Here is a 19328-nt window from a genome sequence, read left to right as displayed (position 1 = left end):
GGATTAAGACGCATGTCAAAAGAGTCCACCGTTGAACAGGTTTACGAGGCTATCAACAGTGGCGACGATGGGCGGGTCTGCAAAGATATTCCCGAGCAGGCCTGCGACCATCAGCCTAAAAATGTCACAACACATGTCATCTCGTTAGCGGCTACTAAGGTCGCTGATGGGCTGATTGATCCAAAACTTATCCTGAGCTGGTTACTTTCTGCCTTGGGCGCATCAACGTTTCTAGTGGGTCTCTTAGTTCCTATTCGTGAAGCTGGAGCTTTACTGCCACAACTGTTTACGGCGGGTGCGTTACGACGTTTACCACAGCGTAAGTGGGCGTGGGCACTAGGTAGCCTTGTACAAGGTTTATCGGTTGTCGGCATATTATTAAGTGCTATTTTTCTTAAAGGCCAAACCGCTGGGATAGTTATTGTCAGCCTGCTGGGTGTTTTAGCTATTGCACGCAGCGTATGCTCCGTGTCTTACAAAGATGTGCTCGGTAAAACAGTTTCAAAATCCATGCGAGGCAAAGTCACCGGACTCGCCGCAAGTGTCGCTTCGGCAGCTGTCATAATCTTCGGTCTGGTTTTAGCTTCAGACTACGTTGAACGCATGACCTTAGTATTGATTGCGCTAGGCTCAGCAGCAACTTTGTGGATTTTTGCCAGTTTAATGTTCACAAAGCTAGAGGAAGCCTCCGGTGCGACGGAGGGCGGCGGCAACCCATTAACTGTTGCCAAAGAAAACCTCGCTCTGCTAAAAGACAAACAGCTATTATTATTCATCAGCGTTCGTGCACTGCTTATTGCTACGGCCTTAGCGCCACCTTTTATGGTGACTCTAAATGGCTCTGGCGGTATTGAAAATCTAGACTCAATGCTTGGGGGGTTAGGCGCACTCGTTTTGGCTTCATCTTTGGCAAGCTTTTTAAGCAGCTATGTTTGGGGCTGGTTAGCCGATAAATCGAGTCGTAAGGTATTATTGTTTTCTTCAGTAGTAGCGACTATAGCGTTAACCGCAACTGTGGTTTGTGCTTATTATGATCTGATAGGTCAAAGTCTTGTTTTAGCAATACTACTGTTTGTTTTAATGATTGCTTACCACGGCGTACGTCTCGGCCGCTCAACCCATTTAGTCGATATGGCCACCGCAGAAAATCGCGCCGCATACACCGCACTGTCCAACACCATTATAGGACTTATCTTGCTGACCGGCGTTGGCTTCAGCGCCATAGCCCAATATTTTGGCAATATTGTAGTGCTCGGCGTTATGGCGGTTATGTGCTTTTTTGCCGCGCTATTGGCATTAGGACTGAAAGAGGTTCAGCAGTAATTAATTTTGGGTGGGCTGTAACATAATCTCGCTAAGAGTATAATGCCCACCACATTTTTTAATAGTCACGGCATAAGCCATGAACTACCTGCAATTTGTTAAAAGTAATAAGTATTTGCTTTTGTTCGGTTTTCTCTGTGTTTTTGTAGGAAACTTGGGGCAAACCTTTTTTATTTCGCTTTTTAACAAAGATCTTATTGGCAACCTTTTATTGGAAAAGGATAGCTTAAGCCTTGTTTATTCCCTCGCGACATTAATTAGTGGTTTTACCATATTTTTTGTTGGCGCCAAGATAGATGATATTGAAGTTAAGAAATTCATGTCTATCGTGATCTTAGGGTTAATTGCTTCTTGTGTGTTGTTTGCGAATAGCTCGAATCTTGTCACGTTGTTCTTTTCGTATCTCGGTATTCGTCTGTGTGGTCAGGGTTTGATGACGCATATTGCTGTTACCACATTAATGCGATACATCCCAAAACACCGTGGTAAAGCAGTAAGCTTGTCACTACAAGGCATGGCGTTTGGTGAAATGGTGATGCCTATTATTGCGGTGATATTGCTTAAAAATTATGGGCACACTGCGAGCTGGATGACCTACGCTACCATTGCTTTGGTGGTGATATTCCCACTGTTATTGTGGTTGCTTAAGAAGGCCGATTTAGTGCCTGTGCATGAAGTGTCTGAATCGAATGATGAAAAGACGATCACCAAAGACTGGTCTCGCACGGAAGTTATGGCAGATTGGCGTTTTTGGGTGGTTCTGCCAGCTATCATCGCACCTGCGTTTTTAATTACAGGACTCTTTTTTCATCAAACCCTACTAATTGATGGCAAGGGATGGACATTGGACTGGCTTTCCATTGGACTGATGATGTATGGCCTAATTCATTTTGTCGGTGCCATTGCGACGGGACCCTTGGTGGATACTTCGCACCCGCGTGTCTATATGCGTTGGTATTTGCTGCCGTTAGTAGCAGGTATGGTTTGCCTTTATGTAGGGCAGGACAAGCTATGGTTAATAGCCTTTATGGTGTTGGCAGGTTTGACGGTGGCATCTAGTGGTCCGGTCATTAACTCTTTCTACGCCGAAGTGTTTGGTAGCACCCACCTTGGTGCTATTCGAGCGCTGGTCTCGGCGACAATGATTATATCTACAGGCATTGCGCCTTATTTATTTTCACTCTTTGACAGTATTGAAACATTTTTGACTTTCGCTATCGGCTACGGCGTTGTTGCGAGCTTGTTAATTCAGAAGAAATTGCTGGCGGAGAAGCATACAGAGTAAGAATGGGGATATAAAAAAGCGCTCATAAAGAGCGCTTCTTTTGTCTGAATATCAGAATTACTGCTTGCTTAAGTATTCTTTAACATCGGCTTGATGGTACTTCACTTGCGCCATACAAAGCTCAATCGACTCGATGCTTTGTTGATAGGCCCGTGGAGCGCCGGCGAGCTCTTTAACGATAGGGCTAAAGAACTGCTCAAACTCTTGTTTCATTGGAGCGGAGCAGAAGAAGCGACCTACTACCGGTAATCGGTTTTGACCGAAAGGTGGTACACGCCCTTTAACGCCTTCAAAATTCTTTTTGAACCAGTCCCACATTGGCTGCTGGAGTGCATCAATATTCAGTTGACCAACAAGTATCGAGTAAATCTCATTATCCCTTAACGACTCGGACAATATTAATTCACGTAACTCTGTGGCGTACTCAGGATCTTTGACTGAGCCTAAACCATTCAATAAGCGACCACGGACTGTGCCATCGTTTGAGGAGTCAAAAAGCATCTTTAGGTGTTTAGCGAAAGGCGTTCCTAAGTCTTCTACAGCAACTTTAAGCGCTAAATTTATGGTGTTACTATCAGCTTTATCGGGGTGAAGATTTCCGTCTTCTTTATAACCTGTATAAGATACTGCCATAGTAGTTAAGTATTGACGAACTACCTTGTCTTCACCCTCTTGCGCTAAAAACTCAATCAACGAATTACGCAATTGAATCGTATTTACGCTATCCATCTTTTTAGTTTCAAGACCGAGCTCGGTAAGTCTTGGACCATAAAGATCACGACTTAGCTTCGCAAGCTTTGCCTTTTGCTCCTCATCTTGGAGGATTTTGTTATAGGCAAAACTGAGTAAGCTACTTGGGCCCATAGCAATCGCTTCTGAGTCCGACGATATAATTCGAGGGGCCACTTTTACCAGATCCGTAAAAGATAAATTACCAGCGTTGATGGCGCCTAATAAACTATTATTGAGAGACATCATCTCGCGAGTATTTAAACTTTCTTTATGATTTAACAGTGACTGCCAGCCGTCGCTACTCATGCTAAAGCGGTAATAACCAGCACCATCTGCATTAGGCATAAAGTAAGCAGGGCAACCTTGCTCAGGGAGTTCAATCGTCTGCTGTTTTTGATCTAATACTTGGCACAACTGATGTTCGTTGCCATCGATGGCGTATTTAAAGCAAGCGGGCACTTTCCAAGTTTGGTCAGTGGAGCCTTTCGAGCCAATCGGTAAATAGCGAGACTGCTCGATAGCGACGCTGCTGTTATTCGACTCATCACAACTTAATTCGACCCTAAGGTATGGAATCCCTGGCTGCTCTAGGAAGCTGTTAAAAGCCTGCTGAATCGTTTCAAGTGGTATGTCAGGTGACTTTTCACCAATCGCGGTAATAAAGTCTTGAGCGGTAGCGTTTCCGAACTCAAACTTCTTCATGTAGTTTTGAATGCCGGCTCTAAAGTTTTCAGGGCCAAGAAACGCCTCAATCATGCTTAGAACGCCGCCACCTTTGGAGTAGGTAATACCATCAAAAGCAGACTGAATGTCATGATTACTTTCAATCGGTTGGCGGATTTGGCGTGCACTTATTAAGCTATCAGAACTCATCACGTTCAAAGAGCGATCGAGTAGTGCTTGTTTAAATTTCTGCTCTGGATAAACCTTGTCGTTAGAAACGTGCGCCATCCACGTAGCGAAAGCTTCGTTGAGCCAAATATCGTCCCACCAAACTGGCGTCACTAAGTTACCAAACCATTGGTGTGCTAACTCGTGTGCATGCACATTCATGTATGCACGTTTTTGGCTTAAGGAAATGGTGTTATCGAATAGTAGCAGCTGCTCTCTGTAGGTAATTAACCCGGCATTCTCCATAGCACCAGCGTTAAAGTCTGGCACCGCGACTATATCGAGCTTTTTATAAGGGTAGGGTATTTGGAAATATTGCTCTAAGCCATTGAGGATGTCTTTGGTGTTTTTGAGCGCGTAAGTTAAGCGGTGGCCTTTGCCTTTAGTCGCGATACCGCGTAAAGGAATGCTAAAGTTTCGCACATCCGATTCTGGAATGTCTTGCCATTCAACCACATCAAAGTCGCCAACGGCAAAGGCAATTAAGTAGGTTGGTAAAGGTTTAGACTTGGCGAAAACTATTTTCTTCCAACCATTACCAAGATCCGTTTCAGAGATAGCAGGCGTATTGGTAAAGGCTTTATGTTCGTTACGGACGGTCATGCTGTAGGTAAATGGAACCTTGAAGGCCGGCTCATCAAAGCTTGGAAAGGCTAATCGAGCAGCTGTCGCTTCAAACTGAGTGAAAGCGTAATTTAAATCACCGTCTTTTACACGATATAAGCCTTCTAAAGCTTCATTAAAAGGGGCTTCGTAATCTATCACTAATTCAGCTGTGGTCACAGGAATCACTTCCTCGAAGCTGAGTTTAGCCACACCAGTAACATCCAACTCTTCATAAGTCGCGCTTAAGGGCGTTTGCCCCTTGATAGTAAGCGTGACGTTTTTAGCGGTAATATCACGACCATGGAGCCAGATATGTGACGTCGGTTCGTCAATATTTAACTGAATTGTTACCGTACCCGTGAAGCTTGGTTTATCAGGATCGACCTTTAAATGAATATTATAGGCTGTGGGCTGAATCCCCGCGGGTAAACGCCCTGTTGGGATATCGTCTGGATAGTTTGACTCTAGAGAGTCGGCGGTTGGCGTTTCCTTTTCCTGCTCTAATTGCTCACTTTGCTGTTCTTTAAGCGATTTAATGACCGTTGTATTCGCCTCTACAACTTCTTGCTTTTGTACCTCTTCCTGCTCACAACCACTGATGACTACAAGCGACAAAAATGTTGCTATAAACCACTGATATTTCATAGTTTACCCCAAAGTAGACCTATCCTAATTATAAGAGTCCATAGCATACATAAAATATGGTTTTGCGACTAGATTTGTTGTCAAAAGTCGGCGTTGAAGCGCAATTTTGCGCTTTAAATGGTTTTACAAATTCAGGAGAAATATTTTGTTACATTTATAAAGCTATACTTAAGAGTAGGATGACGACGAAATGTTTACACTGTAGGCGCTACATTAAAGAGCAAGCACGGATTCTGCATTAATCCTTTATTTTCAAAAACTTATAAGCATTGAGTTATGAGCAGTAAAAAGAAAAACCTGTGGTTTTCCACAATATTACCTATCGCACTTCTAGTGGCTGTCATTATTGTGGTTAATATGATGACCAGCAGCAAGCCGAAAGCCTTTAGCCGCAAAGCGCCTGAGCGCGTGGAAATGGTTAATGTAGAGCCTGTGGAGTTTACCGATTACCAAGTCTTTATTGACTCTTATGGCAATATAGAAGCCGCAACTTCGAGTCAGTTAGTGGCTCAGGTTTCAGGTCAGGTAATTGCTGTCGCTCCTAACTTTAAAACAGGTTTGCCTATTAAGAAAGGACAAAAGTTACTGCAAATCGATGATCGTGATTACCAAATTGAAGTTCGAATAGCTCGAGCTGAGGTGGCAAATGCTCGGTTAGCGCTGAATGAAGAAAAAGCGCGAGCAGAGCAGGCGCTTAAAGACTGGAAAAAAATAAACCCTAACAAAAAGGCCAACTCATTAGTATTGCGCGAGCCACAAATGGCATCGGCTCAAGCAAAGCTAGACGCAGCCATTGCGCGCTTAGAAAAAGCAAAGCTAGCGTTGAGCCGTACGCAAGTGGTGGCACCTTATGATGGTTACATTGTAAAGCGCTTAGTCAGTGAAGGTGAATTGATTAATAGCAATAAGCCAGTGGCAGAGATTTTTGCAAGTGACTCATTGGAAGTTCGCTTGCCAGTGGCGAGTAATAAAGTACAGTTTTTAAAGTCTGGGGATGGTGAGCCTGCTCAAGTAAAACTCCAGGCTGATTTTGCGGGTAATACAGAGTCTTGGATTGTGCCACTGGACAGAAGCGATAGCGTCATCGATAAAGATACGCGCCAATGGTATGTCACAGCTAAATTACCCAAAGACTTTTTGCAAAAAAATCCACAGGTCAAAGTGGGGCAGTTCGTTAGTGCTGAAATTGAAGGTCGTTTGTTAAAGAATGTGGTGATAGTGCCATCAACGGTTCTGACCTCCGACAACCGCGTCTTCAAATTTACTGATGGTGCTGTCTATCGTAAAAATATCAAAATTCTATGGCAAGATGATAAAGACACAGTTATCGATCCTGATGGCGCTGAAACTGAGTTAGAGCTAGGCGACTTGGTGGTGACATCACGACTTAACTTTGTGGCCGATGGTGCGAAAGCAAAGGTTAATGAACAAAGCTCCCAGGTCAGCCGTAGTGTAAACGATGGCCTGACTTCTAAATCAACTAATGGGGTGGAGTAAGATCTATGATTAGTTGGTTTGCAAGGAACTCCGTGGCCGCTAACTTATTAATGTTCGTGATTCTTATCGCGGGTGCTTTCACCATGTGGAAGCGAGTGACGGTAGAGACGTTCCCCAGTATTGAGTTTGACTACATTAATGTTTCTGTACCTTTTCGCGGTTCTACGCCGGAAGAAGTTGAGCAAACGGTATCGACCCGAATTGAAGAGGCTGTGTATGACCTCGAAGGAATAAAGCAAATATCTTCTACGTCTTCGGAAGGTATCGGGCGCGTAACGATTGAAGTTGACGAAGGCTATGACGTTAAAGATTTGCTCGACCAAGTCAAATCACGCGTCGATGCTTTAAATACGTTACCGAGAGAAGCTGAAAAACCGATCATATCTCAGTCAATAAGACGCAGAGAAGCCATTAGTGTGGTGATCAGTGGAGACTTGCCGGAAAAGGATTTAAGACGCTACGCAGAGATTATTCAGCAAGAAATCGCGTCACTACCAGGACTATCCCAAATTGAAACTTCCGGCGTTCGCGCTTATGAAATAGCCATTGAATTTAACCAAAATCAGCTGAACGAGTATAACTTAACACTGCAGGATATTGCTAACGCGGTGAATAACCGATCATTGGATTTATCAGCAGGGCAAGTGCGTTCAGAGCGTGGCGACATCTTGTTGAGATTAAAAGGACAGTCTTATACGCGTGATGAATTTACACAGATTCCGATTCTAACAAAAAAAGATGGCACTATATTGGAGTTGGGTGATCTGGCCGTGGTTCGAGATGGTTTCGAGGAAGAAAGCATTAACACTCGCTTCGATGGCAAGCCGTCGATCGAGTTAGAAATTTATCGAACCGGTACACAAAGTACGATCGATGTTTCCGAAACGGTAAAGTCTTTTGTCGAATCGAAACAAGGTTCTCTCCCTACTGGGGTTAGTCTATCCGTGTGGCGTGATCGGGCCAAGCCCTTGGAGGCGCGACTAAGCACACTGGTCAGTTCCGCGATTCAAGGGGGCTTGCTTGTTATACTGCTATTAGCTCTGTTCCTACGCCCGAGTATCGCCATGTGGGTGAGCCTCGGCATACCGATTGCATTCGCCGGCGGTATGATTTTTATGCCTGAGTTAGGGATTAGCGTTAACCTTATCAGCTTATTTGCCTTTATTTTGGTGCTCGGTATCGTGGTTGATGACGCCATTGTGACCGGTGAAAATATTTATAATCATCTGAATAAAGGCGCTAGCCCATTAAACGCTGCAATTGATGGCACCAAAGAAGTTGCAGTGCCAGTGACCTTTGGTGTGATTACCACCATGGTTGCTTTCTTACCGCTAGCTTTCATGGGCGGTGGCTGGGGAGTTTTCTATTCGCAGATTCCATACATTGTGATCCCTGTTTTAATCTTTTCGCTGGTGGAGTCGAAGTTAATTCTGCCAGCTCATATTGGTCACACTAAACCACGCCGTGAACAGAAGAAACCGAATAAAATCATTCAGTATCAACAGAAGTTCGCTAAAGGTTTTGAAAGCGCTATCCTAAAGTTCTATAAGCCTATTTTGGATTTCGTACTTGACCGCTGGCAGTTGAGCTTAGTCATTTTTCTCGGAATTTTGCTTCTTGTGTGGGCGAGTATTTCAAGCGGTTTAACGCGTTTCGTGTATTTCCCTCGAATTCAAAGTGAAATTGCACGAGTGTCGCTGAAGATGCCTGAGGGTACGCCCTTTGAGTTAACCGATTCTTATGTTGAGAAAATTACTAACGCTGCTTTAAAGCTAAAAGAAAAATATCGAAATGATGAAGGTGAGTCGCTTATTCAGCACATCTTCTCATCCAGTGGTTCGACTTGGGGGGGCGGCTCTGCTTCATCCAATATCGGTCGGGTTATGGTCGAAATGATGCCTCCTGAAAGCCGCGATGATGACATAACTAGCATGGAAGTTGTGTCTGAGTGGCGTAAGTTAATTGGTCCATTGCCAGGGGTCGAGACCTTAACATTCCGCGCCGAAATTGGGCGTAGTGGCGACCCAATAGATATCCAGCTTAGAGGCTCGGATATTACTCGCTTAAACAGCGCGGCTAAAGAGGTTGAAGAAAGTTTAAACGACATTTCTGGGGTCTTTGATATTGCCGACAGTTTCTCCAAAGGTAAGCAGGAGATTCAGTTCAAGCTTAAACCCCAAGCAGAAACTTTGGGGTTAAGTTTGAGTGATTTGGCGCGACAAGTTCGAAGCTCGTATTTTGGCGTCGAAGTTCAACGAATACAGCGTGGTCGTGAAGATGTGCGCGTGATGTTACGACTAGCGAAAGAAGAGCGTGGTAGTTTGGAAAGCTTAAACAGCTTACTGATCGATACACCAGCTGGTGGCAAAATCCCTCTTTCCCAACTGGCCGAGCTTTCTTATGGAAAAAGTCCATCGAGCATCTATCGTATCGATCGCCAGAGAACTTTAAACATCACCGCCGATGTCGATAAAGTGAACGCCGATATTGAGGCAATCAAGCGTAGGATTATTGACGAAGCAACCGCCATCGTCTCTAAGTATCCTGGCGTTTCATTCAGCTTAGAAGGAGAGGCTAGAGAACAGGAAGAGTCAAATGCTAGCTTAATGATCAGCTTGGGCTTCGTGTTGTTTGTAATTTATATCTTGCTGGCCATTCCATTTAAATCCTATGTGCAACCTTTTGTGGTTATGACAGTTATTCCATTTGGTGCGGCTATGGCGACAATTGGCCACTGGATTATGGGGATGCCGTTGTCGATTATGAGTATGATGGGGATGTTGGCTTTAACAGGTGTTGTGGTCAACGACTCGCTAGTACTGGTGGATTATATTAACCAACAACGCAGGAATCATGGCGAGAGCTTGAAGAATGCGGTTTTGCATGCTGGAGTAAGACGTCTTCGCCCAGTAATGTTAACCTCATTGACGACTTTCGCGGGCTTGATGCCGCTAATTTTTGAAAAATCGACACAAGCCCAATTCCTCATTCCTATGGCGGTATCACTAGGTTTCGGCATCTTGCTATCGACCGCAGTGACTCTGGTATTGGTGCCATTGATGTATTACAAAGCGGCTCATGTGAAACAGTTCTTTAGACGTAAAGTTGCTTAACTAAAAGCAAGGGCTTGAGTCTTGTGTTAAGACTTAAGCCCATATTTTGACAGCATTTTCTCGAGTGCTTTTTGCTCTTCACTCTCCGCAAAGAATTCGGTTATATGCTGGCGGATATAAGCTATTTGTAGGTTTATGGCATCGTACTCTTTATTTGGATACGAGGAATTCTTTAGCTCTCCTAAAACAAAAATCAATTGCATTAAGATACCAGGATTTTGTTTTCCTGCATCCCTAATTTTCGATAGAGCGCGGAAGAATATCTCGGGTTTATGACTTGATTTTGCAACTAACTTTAGTTGCCCAGACTCATCATGGTAAATATGACTAGGGAGCTTGGAGTCCATCAGCTGTGCTAGTAACCCTGAAAGTTTATCGAGTACCGTTATAGCGGTAAAGTCATCATTAATTCCTGGCGATAAAGCTCGAATAGCGATTTCTACTAGGTGTCGCACTGAATACTCGATATCTTGTGCGCCAGTTCGATTCTCTCCTACATCAATACATGCAAACAATGCCAGCTCGATCTCTGGAGTGATTTTGTTTGCAGGGTAAACGATACCGACTTGCTGGCCTTTAAAGAGATAGTCTCCTGCCATGCAATCCAATTGAATCACAAGGCCTGTGTCTTGAGCTAAAGTTAAAAGTGTTGGGTACTGGATATTCTGAATATAACCATTATGAGAGCTATACAGGGCTCGACCATTTGACTCAAAGTCTGCAGGCTTTAAAGCTTGATTGGCTTTATTATCATTAAGGTCATCGGTTGTGCAGAGTCGTTCTAAGGATTGCTGGATTTCACAACTGACTCTATTGATGGTTGTATCAGCGATGCCTGAACGAGCAACGTGGTTAACGTACCCTAAAAGGATAAATAGGTTGATAAAGGTTATGGTAAAGCTGGCGCTAATTGATAATCGCGGCGTTTTATCAAAAGTTGAGTTGTCATGTAAAAGAATTAATAGAGTCAAACAAAGGGCAATACTGCCAAAAAAGAAGCCTATATAGATTTGTGTTACTCGGCTGCTCATAAATGTATTAATAAGACGTGGACCGAGTTGTGATGCAGAAAGGCTTAAAACTACCATGGTTATCGAAATGACCAGTGTGGTCATGGTTATCATTGCCGACAAGGCGGTTTGTAGAATACTTTTCGCATCTTCAATACTACCAGCATATAGGTAGTGGATCTTATGGACGAGTTCCGTATAGTGAAGCTCGAAGAGGAAAACGGCAATAATACCCGCTATGAAGCAGAAAGATATAATAACCGGAACATAAAATAAGCTATTCCGCGTCAGTTCCCAAATATTATAAAGCTTAGATACCCAAGATTTCATGACCATCCTTTTAATTAAAGCGTTTAACCATTGTTGGCTAAAATCGATTGATAATCAATGGGGTAGACGCTTGAGGTGCAGTTAATCGAAAGTAACAAGAACTGGCGACAAAAGAGGAACTGGGAGGTGATTGGGTTGTAAAAATAATGGGGTTGTATAAATGGTGGGCCTTCCCAGACTTGAACTGGGGACCTACCGATTATGAGTCGGGTGCTCTAACCAACTGAGCTAAAGGCCCATCTATACAACTAAAAAAAGAGGTGCTGCAAAAATGCTAACGCGCAGGAGTTTACGAAAAATCTCCTGCGCGTGCAATAATAAATCTGAATTAATTAAAACTAATTAAGATTCCTGTTTCCTACTCATCAATATAAGTACGAAGTTTTTCTGAACGACTTGGGTGGCGTAGCTTGCGTAACGCTTTGGCTTCGATCTGACGAATACGTTCACGAGTTACGTCGAACTGCTTGCCGACTTCCTCTAACGTATGATCCGTATTCATATCAATACCGAAACGCATACGAAGGACTTTCGCTTCACGGGCGGTTAGGCCAGCTAGAATTTCGTCAGTCACTTCTTTCAAGCTTTCGCCTGTAGCAGCGTCCACCGGCGAGTCAATCGTCGAGTCTTCGATAAAGTCACCAAGATGTGAATCTTCATCATCACCAATCGGCGTTTCCATAGAAATCGGCTCTTTGGCAATTTTAAGGACTTTACGGATCTTATCTTCCGGCATTTCCATACGCTCTGCCAACTCTTCCGGTTGTGGCTCACGACCCATTTCCTGAAGCATTTGGCGAGAAATACGGTTTAGCTTATTGATGGTTTCAATCATGTGTACAGGGATACGAATCGTACGTGCTTGGTCAGCAATCGAACGAGTAATCGCCTGACGAATCCACCATGTCGCATAGGTTGAGAACTTATAACCACGACGGTATTCGAACTTGTCTACCGCTTTCATCAAACCAATATTACCTTCTTGAATCAGATCCAAGAACTGTAAACCACGGTTTGTGTATTTCTTTGCGATTGAAATAACCAGACGTAGGTTTGCTTCAACCATTTCTTTCTTCGCGCGGCGAGCCTTCGCTTCACCAATCGACATTTCACGGTTAGCTTCTTTAATTTCAAGCACCGATAAGTCACAGCTTTCTTCTACTAGTTGCATTTTGCGCTGAGCTTTGCGAATATCTTCAGCATACTCTGCTAAAGCTTCTGAGTATTTACTTTTCTTTGCAAGATGACCGTCTAACCACTCAGGATTGGTTTCTGAGCCTGAGAAAGTAGAAATAAAGGTCTTGCGTGGCATACGAGCTTTTTTAACAGCCATGTGCATGATATAGCGCTCTTGCTCACGGATGCTGTCCATCTTAGTACGTAGGTTTTGTACTAAGTAATCGAACATACGTGGAGCCAGTTTAATGTTCATAAACAGCTCACACATCGCCTCAATTTGCTTGATTGCAGACTTGTGGTCGCGACCGTAGCGCTTAATGGCTTTTACTGTTTTATCATATTGCTTGGCAAGTGCAGTGAAGCGCTCTTCCGCTTCTTCTGGATCTGGCCCAGTATCCACTTCTGTCGCTTCTTCATCATCGGCGTCGTCTTCATCTTCTTCGACATCATCATCAAGATCTTCATCTTCAGCTTCCGCTTCCGCATTGGCACTCGCGATTTTAGCTGCTTCAGACTCTTCTTGTACGAATTCGGCTTCTTCGCCGTCGAGGAAACTGTTTACGATATCGGTAAGGCGGATAAACTCGTTTTTATACTGATCGTATTCTTCAAGCAAAATACGGATTGTGTCAGGGTAGTTGCCAATTGCTGTAAGAACTTGGCGAATGCCTTCTTCAATACGTTTAGCAATATCGATTTCGCCTTCACGAGTAAGAAGTTCAACGCTACCCATTTCACGCATGTACATGCGTACTGGGTCGGTTGTACGGCCAAACTCACCATCGACACTGGCTAAAGCGGCTGCAGCTTCCTCAGCGGCTTCTTCATCAGTCACTGATTCATCGTTAATGATTAACTCGTCGGCATCAGGCGTTGTTTCGTAAACCTGAATACCCATATCGTTAATCATGCGGATAATGTCTTCGATCTGTTCTGGATCGACAATATCTGGCGGTAGGTGATCGTTCACCTCCGCATAGGTTAAGAACCCTTGTTCTTTACCACGCGCAATAAGTAACTTTAACTGTGACTGCTGTGACTGTTGCGAATTCTCTGACATCTAGAATACCTTTGTTGTGATCACACACCATTTGCGTATATACGCGAATTCATAATTGGCTAGGCGTTAGGCGCACATAACCCTCGCGGTTAACGCATGGCGAACCGCAAATTATACAGAATTTGCCCCCATTTCAGCAAGCGTTAGCTTTATCCTGATTTTTGAGGCTTTTGTTTCGCCAACAATAGTAATTGCTGGTATTCGGATTTTTCTGTAGCCGTTAATTTTTGACCTGATTGTTCATCCTTTAATCGAAGGTAATCCAAACGTTGGGTTTGGGCCTGGCGAAGGAGTTGTTTCATGCAGTCTTGGAGCTCTGCTTGCTCATTACCCCGCATCCGCTCTTCTCGTTGGTGAATTGCGAGTTGAGAAAGCCGTTGATAGAGCTTTTCATGATCTCGCCAATGCTCGAGCAGGGTACCTGTTGTTATATTGGGGTTTCTATGAATAATTTCAAGGAGCTGCTGTAGTAGCTTAGGCCCCTTTTCAGGTAACGTTTTTAACCATACAAAGTTAGTAATCGATAAGCCCAAAGATGGCTGTTGTAACAGTAACGTTAGAGCTAGTTGGATTGTTTTATTGGTCTTCCCCGTCTTTTGTGCAGACTGCTGTCGAGGGACGGTTTTGGGTTTCACCTCAGGCTGGGCGATGATTTTCTCTAACTTTTCAACCGATAACTGAGCTTTTTTGGCCAATGCATGGCTAAAAAACTCGTGATATATCGGGTCTGAGACTTTTTCCATGTAAGGTTTAGCCAGGTGAACTAGTTGGCCACGACCTGAAACCGAGTCCAAATCAACTTGTGACGCTAAGTGGCTCAGTAAAAACTCAAATAGCGGTGTCGCCTCTTGAACCTGCTGGGTAAAGGCTTCTTGACCAACTTTTCGAACCATCGAGTCTGGGTCTTCGCCGTCCGGTAAAAACATCAGCTTAATTTCACGGCCATCTCTGAGCTGACTCAAGCCATGGTCTAGAGCACGCAGTGCAGCGTCGCGACCGGCTCTATCACCGTCGAAACATAGCACTAGCTCGCGAGTCGCTCGAAAGAGTTGCTGTAGATGACTTTCTGTGGTCGCCGTACCGAGCGTAGCCACCGCGTTGGTGAAGCCGAATTGCGCAAGTGCCACCACGTCCATATAGCCTTCTACAACCAGTAAACGCTCAAGCTTCCGGTTAGCCTGGCGCGCCTGATATAGACCATAAAGTTCGTTACTTTTGTGGAAAATCGGCGTTTCAGGTGAGTTCAAATATTTAGGCTCACCTTGATCAATTATACGACCACCGAAGGCAATAACACGACCACGTTTATCCTTAATCGGGAACATGATGCGATCACGGAAACGGTCGTAGCTAGAATTGTCTTTTTTGATCAACATGCCACAATCGACGAGTTGCTGCTGAAGCTTCTTGTCGCTTTTCAGTTTTGGGAAGATTTTCTCTAGATTGCGCCATTCGTTTGGCACGAAGCCAATACCAAACTGTTTGGCTATCTCGCCACTTAAGCCGCGCTTTTTTAAGTACTCAACAGCTGGCTTACCCTGAGGTGTGGTTAATTGACGCTGGTAGAACTTAGCTATTTTCTCCATCAAGTCATAAAGAGACACATCGACCTTAGGGCGGTTGGGCGCATTTTCATCGCGCGGAACCTCCATGCCAAGACTTGAGGCTAGTTCTTCAACAGCATCTGGAAACTCTAAGCGATCGTATTCCATGATAAAGCCAATGGCGTTGCCATGGGCACCGCAACCAAAGCAATGGTAAAACTGTTTATCCTGACTGACCGAGAAAGAAGGGGTTTTTTCGCCGTGGAAAGGGCAACAAGCCTTATAGTTGCTCCCTGCTTTTTTTAATGGCAGACGCGAATCGATCAAATCGACAATATCAATTCGAGCTAAAAGCTCCTGAATAAACTGCTGAGGGATAAGGGCCATTATTCTTTCTTAGAGAGAAACGTTTTATTGAGACACAAAAAATTATTAGCCCAATCATAGCAGAGGGAGCTTATTTTACCTAGCTTGTAGGAAAATAGTCTTGTAGAAAAATTGTTTTAAAACAGGAAAGTCTAATTAAGACAAACGAGCCTTAATTTTACCACTAACGGCGCCCATATCTGCGCGACCTTGGAGTTGTGGTTTTAATAGCCCCATGACCTTGCCCATATCTTTCATTGATTCTGCGCCAGTTTTGTTAACGGCATCTTCAATCAGGGCGCTGACTTCTTCGTCAGTTAATGGTGCTGGAAGGAAATCTTGTAGAACTTCGATTTCAGCTTTTTCGATTTCGGCGAGTTCTTGACGACCGGCATCTTCGTATTGCTTAATCGAATCACGACGCTGTTTTACTAGCTTGTCTAAGATAGCAAGAACGGCCGCGTCATCTAACGTCTCACGAGTGTCTACTTCGACCTGCTTAATAGCAGACAAAGCTAAGCGGATAGTGCTCAAGCGCTCTTTTTGCTTAGCGCGCATGGCATCTTTCATGGCTTCTTTTAGACGATCATGTATTGCTGACACGGCTATCCTCTCACTTATCTAATGCGTTCTTAAAAAGAATTGCTTAAATAAGCTCTTAATACAAGCGAATGCGACGAGCGTTTTCGCGAGCTACTTTTTTCGCTGCACGCTTTACTGCCGCTGCTTTTTCACGCTTGCGTACAGATGTCGGCTTTTCGTAGTATTCACGCTTACGAACTTCAGCCAAAATACCTGCTTTTTCGCATGAGCGCTTGAAGCGACGTAATGCAACGTCAAATGGCTCGTTATCTTTTACTCTTACGCTTGGCATTAAAAATCACCTAACCTTTAAGTTAATGTTAATAAAATCAGAAAGTTAACTTCTTGAACTGAAACTATTGACTCAAGAAGGGCGCAAATTTTAAACATTTTTCAAGCAAAAAGCAAAGAAAAGGCCCCTTTCGAGGCCATTTATTTGCGATCTTTGCTTAATTTGATGGACTGAAGTCTAGTTTGACGTAGTAAAAAGCACCATTTATACCGAATGGAGTGGATTCCCAAGGGTAAATATAGTTACCAAATTCAGGGGCATCACTAATAAAACGGTGAACCGCATTGTCTGGTAACTTGTCTGGGTACTCATCAGTAATATTGTTTCCACCAACCGTTAATCTAACGCCATTGTCGAAGTCATAACGAACCTCAAGATCCGCTAACCACTTGGCGCTTGAGCGGACTGACGGTGATGGGTCGATCCCTAAGACGCCATTACAAACGTCTGGGTTGGAGGTTGGAATGCCCAATCCTTGGCAAGTAAAGAATGATGTCTTTACTTTACCGTAACGATTCACCTTTAATGAAGATGACCAGTTATTAAGTGCCCAATCCAGGCCAAGCATTAAACGCTGACGTGGCTGTCCCGTTTCAATATTATCAACTTGTGCTTTTGAGAATAGTGTTTCGGGTAAGACTCCTTCGGGGGCGTTAATCTCTTTAACTTCGGTACGGTTGTAGTGACTTAACCAGGTAAAGGTGTAATCACCCCAGCTTTCAGTTCCCCAATCGTAAGTTAATACAAAGTCAGCACCAAAGGTTTCGGTGTCGATTGCGTTGGAGAAGAACTGACCTTTGTTATAGCCATTGGCGTTGAGGTAATCCAAAGCTGGTTGGTTAACGACCGGGGTACCGTTAGCATCAGCATTTTGGCCATTTAAACCACCGCCTAGTACGATACGATCTTCAATATCGATTTGATAGGCATCTAACGAGATGCTAAGGCCGTTGCCAGGACTATACACTGCGCCAAGACTAATATTGTCCGAGGACTCGTGCTCTAGCTTACTTACACCGTAGGCTGCTGCAAATTCACTGCCTTCTGGCGCATGGTAGGTTTGTGACAACTCTGTGCCATCAACGTCAGTAAATACTGTGGTGAAAGCACGCTGAGCTAGACTTGGTGCGCGGAAGCCTGTTGAAACCGCGCCTCTTAAGCCAAAGGTTTCAGTTAGATCCCAGCGAGCTGATAGTTTTCCGGTGGTAGCGTCGCCTGCATCACTAAAGTCTTCGTAGCGGGCGGCAATACCGAGCAGGAAGTTATCGCTTAGGTTGGACTCCATGTCGATGTAAAAGGCATAGTTGTCACGCTCGCGCTGACTTGCCGCTGAAATTTCAGGGCTGTAACCTGGGAAGCCTTGCATACCGCAGGCCGCAGCAACGTTTGGATCGATTACTGACGGGAATGGGTTGTTGGTGTTGCCAGTGTAACCACAAGAATATGAAACCAGTTCACCAGCGTTGATACCATAGTCCTCTTCGCGGTACTCGATACCAGTTGAAAAATACACATCGTCGTGCAATCCCCAGTCCAACGGACTACTTAAATCAAAGTTATAGGTTAATTGCTGAAACTCGATGCCACCACTATCAGCTCGGGTTGGCCCTGCGTTGGCGGCAATTTCCGCGTCTGTAGCGCCAGGATTGTTAGCCACATATTGAGCGGCGATGGAGGCGTTCAAGGAGTTTGACGCGATAAAACCGTATTCGTTTTTGCCATAAACCGCGCTCAGGTCATATTCCCACGACTCGCCAATAAAATCGCGAATACCAAACGCTAGAGAAGTGTCATCGACACTGGTGTTCTGCAAAGGCAAGAAACCATCGGGATACACTTGCGGTACGTTTCGGTCTGCGCGATCTTCGAAGCGGTAGAAACCACCAGATTGACCTGAGCGTGATGAAACACCACCAAAGAAATAGGCAATGCCTGCCTCGCCATTAAAGAACAGGTATTTATTTTCAGCTGAAGAGTCGCCTAGACGCATAATTACTCGATCTTTGCGATTACTGATCCCCGCTCGATTGGTAGCGCCACGGTCACGGAACTCGGCGGTTAAGTTCAAGAAGCCAGTGTCGCCAAGCTCGATGGTGCTGTTGGCGGAAACCTGCTTTACTGTTCCGTCGCCTTCTTTAGTTTGGCCCCATTTTCCAGAAAGTGTTGTTCCGGCGCTTCCGCCTTTGAGGATGATGTTGATTACCCCAGCAATAGCGTCGGAGCCATATTGGGCGGCTGCGCCATCACGTAATACTTCGATATGCTCAATTGCGGAAACGGGGATTGAGTTGATATCAGTACCCGCAGAACCACGTCCGATAGTTTGCTGGATATTGACCCAAGCTTGGCTGTGGCGGCGTTTACCATTGACTAAAATCAGTACCTGATCGGGGCCGAGGCCTCTTAAGGTCGCTGGACGGATGATATCGGTACCGTCACTGACGGTGGTGCGAGAGAAGTTGAAGGATGGTGCCAGTTTTTGTAGTAACTCACCAACTTCGCTGGCTCCTGATTCTTCGATAATGTCGCTGGTGATTAAATCAACCGGAACGGCGGTGTCTTCAATCGTTCGACCGCTGACACGAGTACCAGTGACAATGATGGTTTTGGATTCTTTTGAAGCATTTTGTTTAGTGTTGCTCTCTTGAGCAGCTTCGGTAGTACTTGAATAAGTTGCGGCTAAGGTTGCAATCACCGCCGCGTGAATTATGTTTTTTTTCATAGTTACCCCCTAATAGTGGAAAGCTAAAGGTATCTAGAAGGCCACTTTTTGACTGTGAGCTAGTTCACATTTATGTGCGGAGTAAGCTTATTTGGTGCCAACCCTAGCAATACTCGCCACGGCCTTACGATTTCTATATAATCTTGGCCAG

At 44.5% G+C, this 19328-nt stretch carries 11 protein-coding genes and 1 tRNA gene; 4 read left to right on the top strand and 8 right to left on the bottom strand.

Annotated elements, in window-relative coordinates; genetic code table 11:
- Window positions 1-12 precede the first annotated feature (12 nt).
- The gene (locus ABD128_RS05345) at window positions 13-1323 is read left to right on the top strand and encodes an MFS transporter (RefSeq protein WP_343987620.1); all 1311 of its coding nucleotides are present in this window, start codon (window positions 13-15) and stop codon (window positions 1321-1323) included.
- A 79-nt stretch (window positions 1324-1402) separates the two neighbouring features.
- Window positions 1403-2608, top strand: a complete 1206-nt coding sequence (locus tag ABD128_RS05340; protein ID WP_343987617.1) for an MFS transporter — start codon at window positions 1403-1405, stop codon at window positions 2606-2608.
- 57 nt (window positions 2609-2665) lie between these two features.
- On the opposite strand, the gene ABD128_RS05335 is transcribed toward ABD128_RS05340, so the two are convergent.
- Window positions 2666-5482: a M1 family metallopeptidase gene (locus ABD128_RS05335; RefSeq protein ID WP_343987614.1), complete on the bottom strand. Its 2817-nt coding sequence runs from the start codon at window positions 5480-5482 to the stop codon at window positions 2666-2668.
- Between the two features lie 276 nt (window positions 5483-5758).
- Here ABD128_RS05335 and ABD128_RS05330 point away from each other — a divergent pair, with 276 nt between their 5' ends.
- Together ABD128_RS05330 and ABD128_RS05325 are read left to right on the top strand one after the other, a co-directional pair.
- The gene (locus ABD128_RS05330; RefSeq protein ID WP_343987611.1) at window positions 5759-6979 is read left to right on the top strand and encodes an efflux RND transporter periplasmic adaptor subunit; all 1221 of its coding nucleotides are present in this window, start codon (window positions 5759-5761) and stop codon (window positions 6977-6979) included.
- Between the two features lie 5 nt (window positions 6980-6984).
- A complete protein-coding gene (locus ABD128_RS05325) occupies window positions 6985-10092 on the top strand; it encodes an efflux RND transporter permease subunit (protein WP_343987608.1) in 3108 nt (1035 codons plus the stop codon).
- A gap of 26 nt (window positions 10093-10118) precedes the next feature.
- Here ABD128_RS05325 and ABD128_RS05320 read toward each other — a convergent pair whose 3' ends face one another.
- The 7 genes from ABD128_RS05320 to ABD128_RS05290 form a co-directional block, all read right to left on the bottom strand.
- Window positions 10119-11432 carry a DUF2254 domain-containing protein gene (locus ABD128_RS05320; RefSeq protein ID WP_343987605.1) on the bottom strand — a complete coding sequence of 438 codons (1314 nt, stop codon included), beginning with the start codon at window positions 11430-11432 and terminating at the stop codon, window positions 10119-10121.
- A gap of 161 nt (window positions 11433-11593) precedes the next feature.
- Window positions 11594-11670: transfer RNA gene (locus tag ABD128_RS05315), tRNA-Ile, on the bottom strand.
- 120 nt (window positions 11671-11790) lie between these two features.
- Window positions 11791-13671, bottom strand: a complete 1881-nt coding sequence (gene rpoD, locus ABD128_RS05310; protein WP_343987602.1) for an RNA polymerase sigma factor RpoD — start codon at window positions 13669-13671, stop codon at window positions 11791-11793.
- A gap of 149 nt (window positions 13672-13820) precedes the next feature.
- The gene (gene dnaG / locus ABD128_RS05305; protein ID WP_343987599.1) at window positions 13821-15602 is read right to left on the bottom strand and encodes a DNA primase; all 1782 of its coding nucleotides are present in this window, start codon (window positions 15600-15602) and stop codon (window positions 13821-13823) included.
- Between the two features lie 135 nt (window positions 15603-15737).
- Window positions 15738-16184: a GatB/YqeY domain-containing protein gene (locus tag ABD128_RS05300; protein ID WP_343987597.1), complete on the bottom strand. Its 447-nt coding sequence runs from the start codon at window positions 16182-16184 to the stop codon at window positions 15738-15740.
- A 55-nt stretch (window positions 16185-16239) separates the two neighbouring features.
- On the bottom strand, window positions 16240-16455 hold the full coding sequence (gene rpsU, locus ABD128_RS05295; protein ID WP_110199417.1) for a 30S ribosomal protein S21: 216 nt from the start codon (window positions 16453-16455) through the stop codon (window positions 16240-16242).
- Window positions 16456-16612: 157 nt separating this feature from the next.
- Window positions 16613-19177 (bottom strand): TonB-dependent receptor plug domain-containing protein, encoded by a 2565-nt coding sequence (locus tag ABD128_RS05290; protein ID WP_343987591.1) that lies wholly within the window; start codon window positions 19175-19177, stop codon window positions 16613-16615.
- Between the last annotated feature and the right edge of the window lie 151 nt (window positions 19178-19328).

Origin of the sequence: Kangiella japonica (genome assembly GCF_039523535.1) — a bacterium.
Classification (GTDB): Bacteria; Pseudomonadota; Gammaproteobacteria; order Enterobacterales; family Kangiellaceae; genus Kangiella; species Kangiella japonica.
This window is presented reverse-complemented; position numbering and strand designations above follow the sequence as displayed.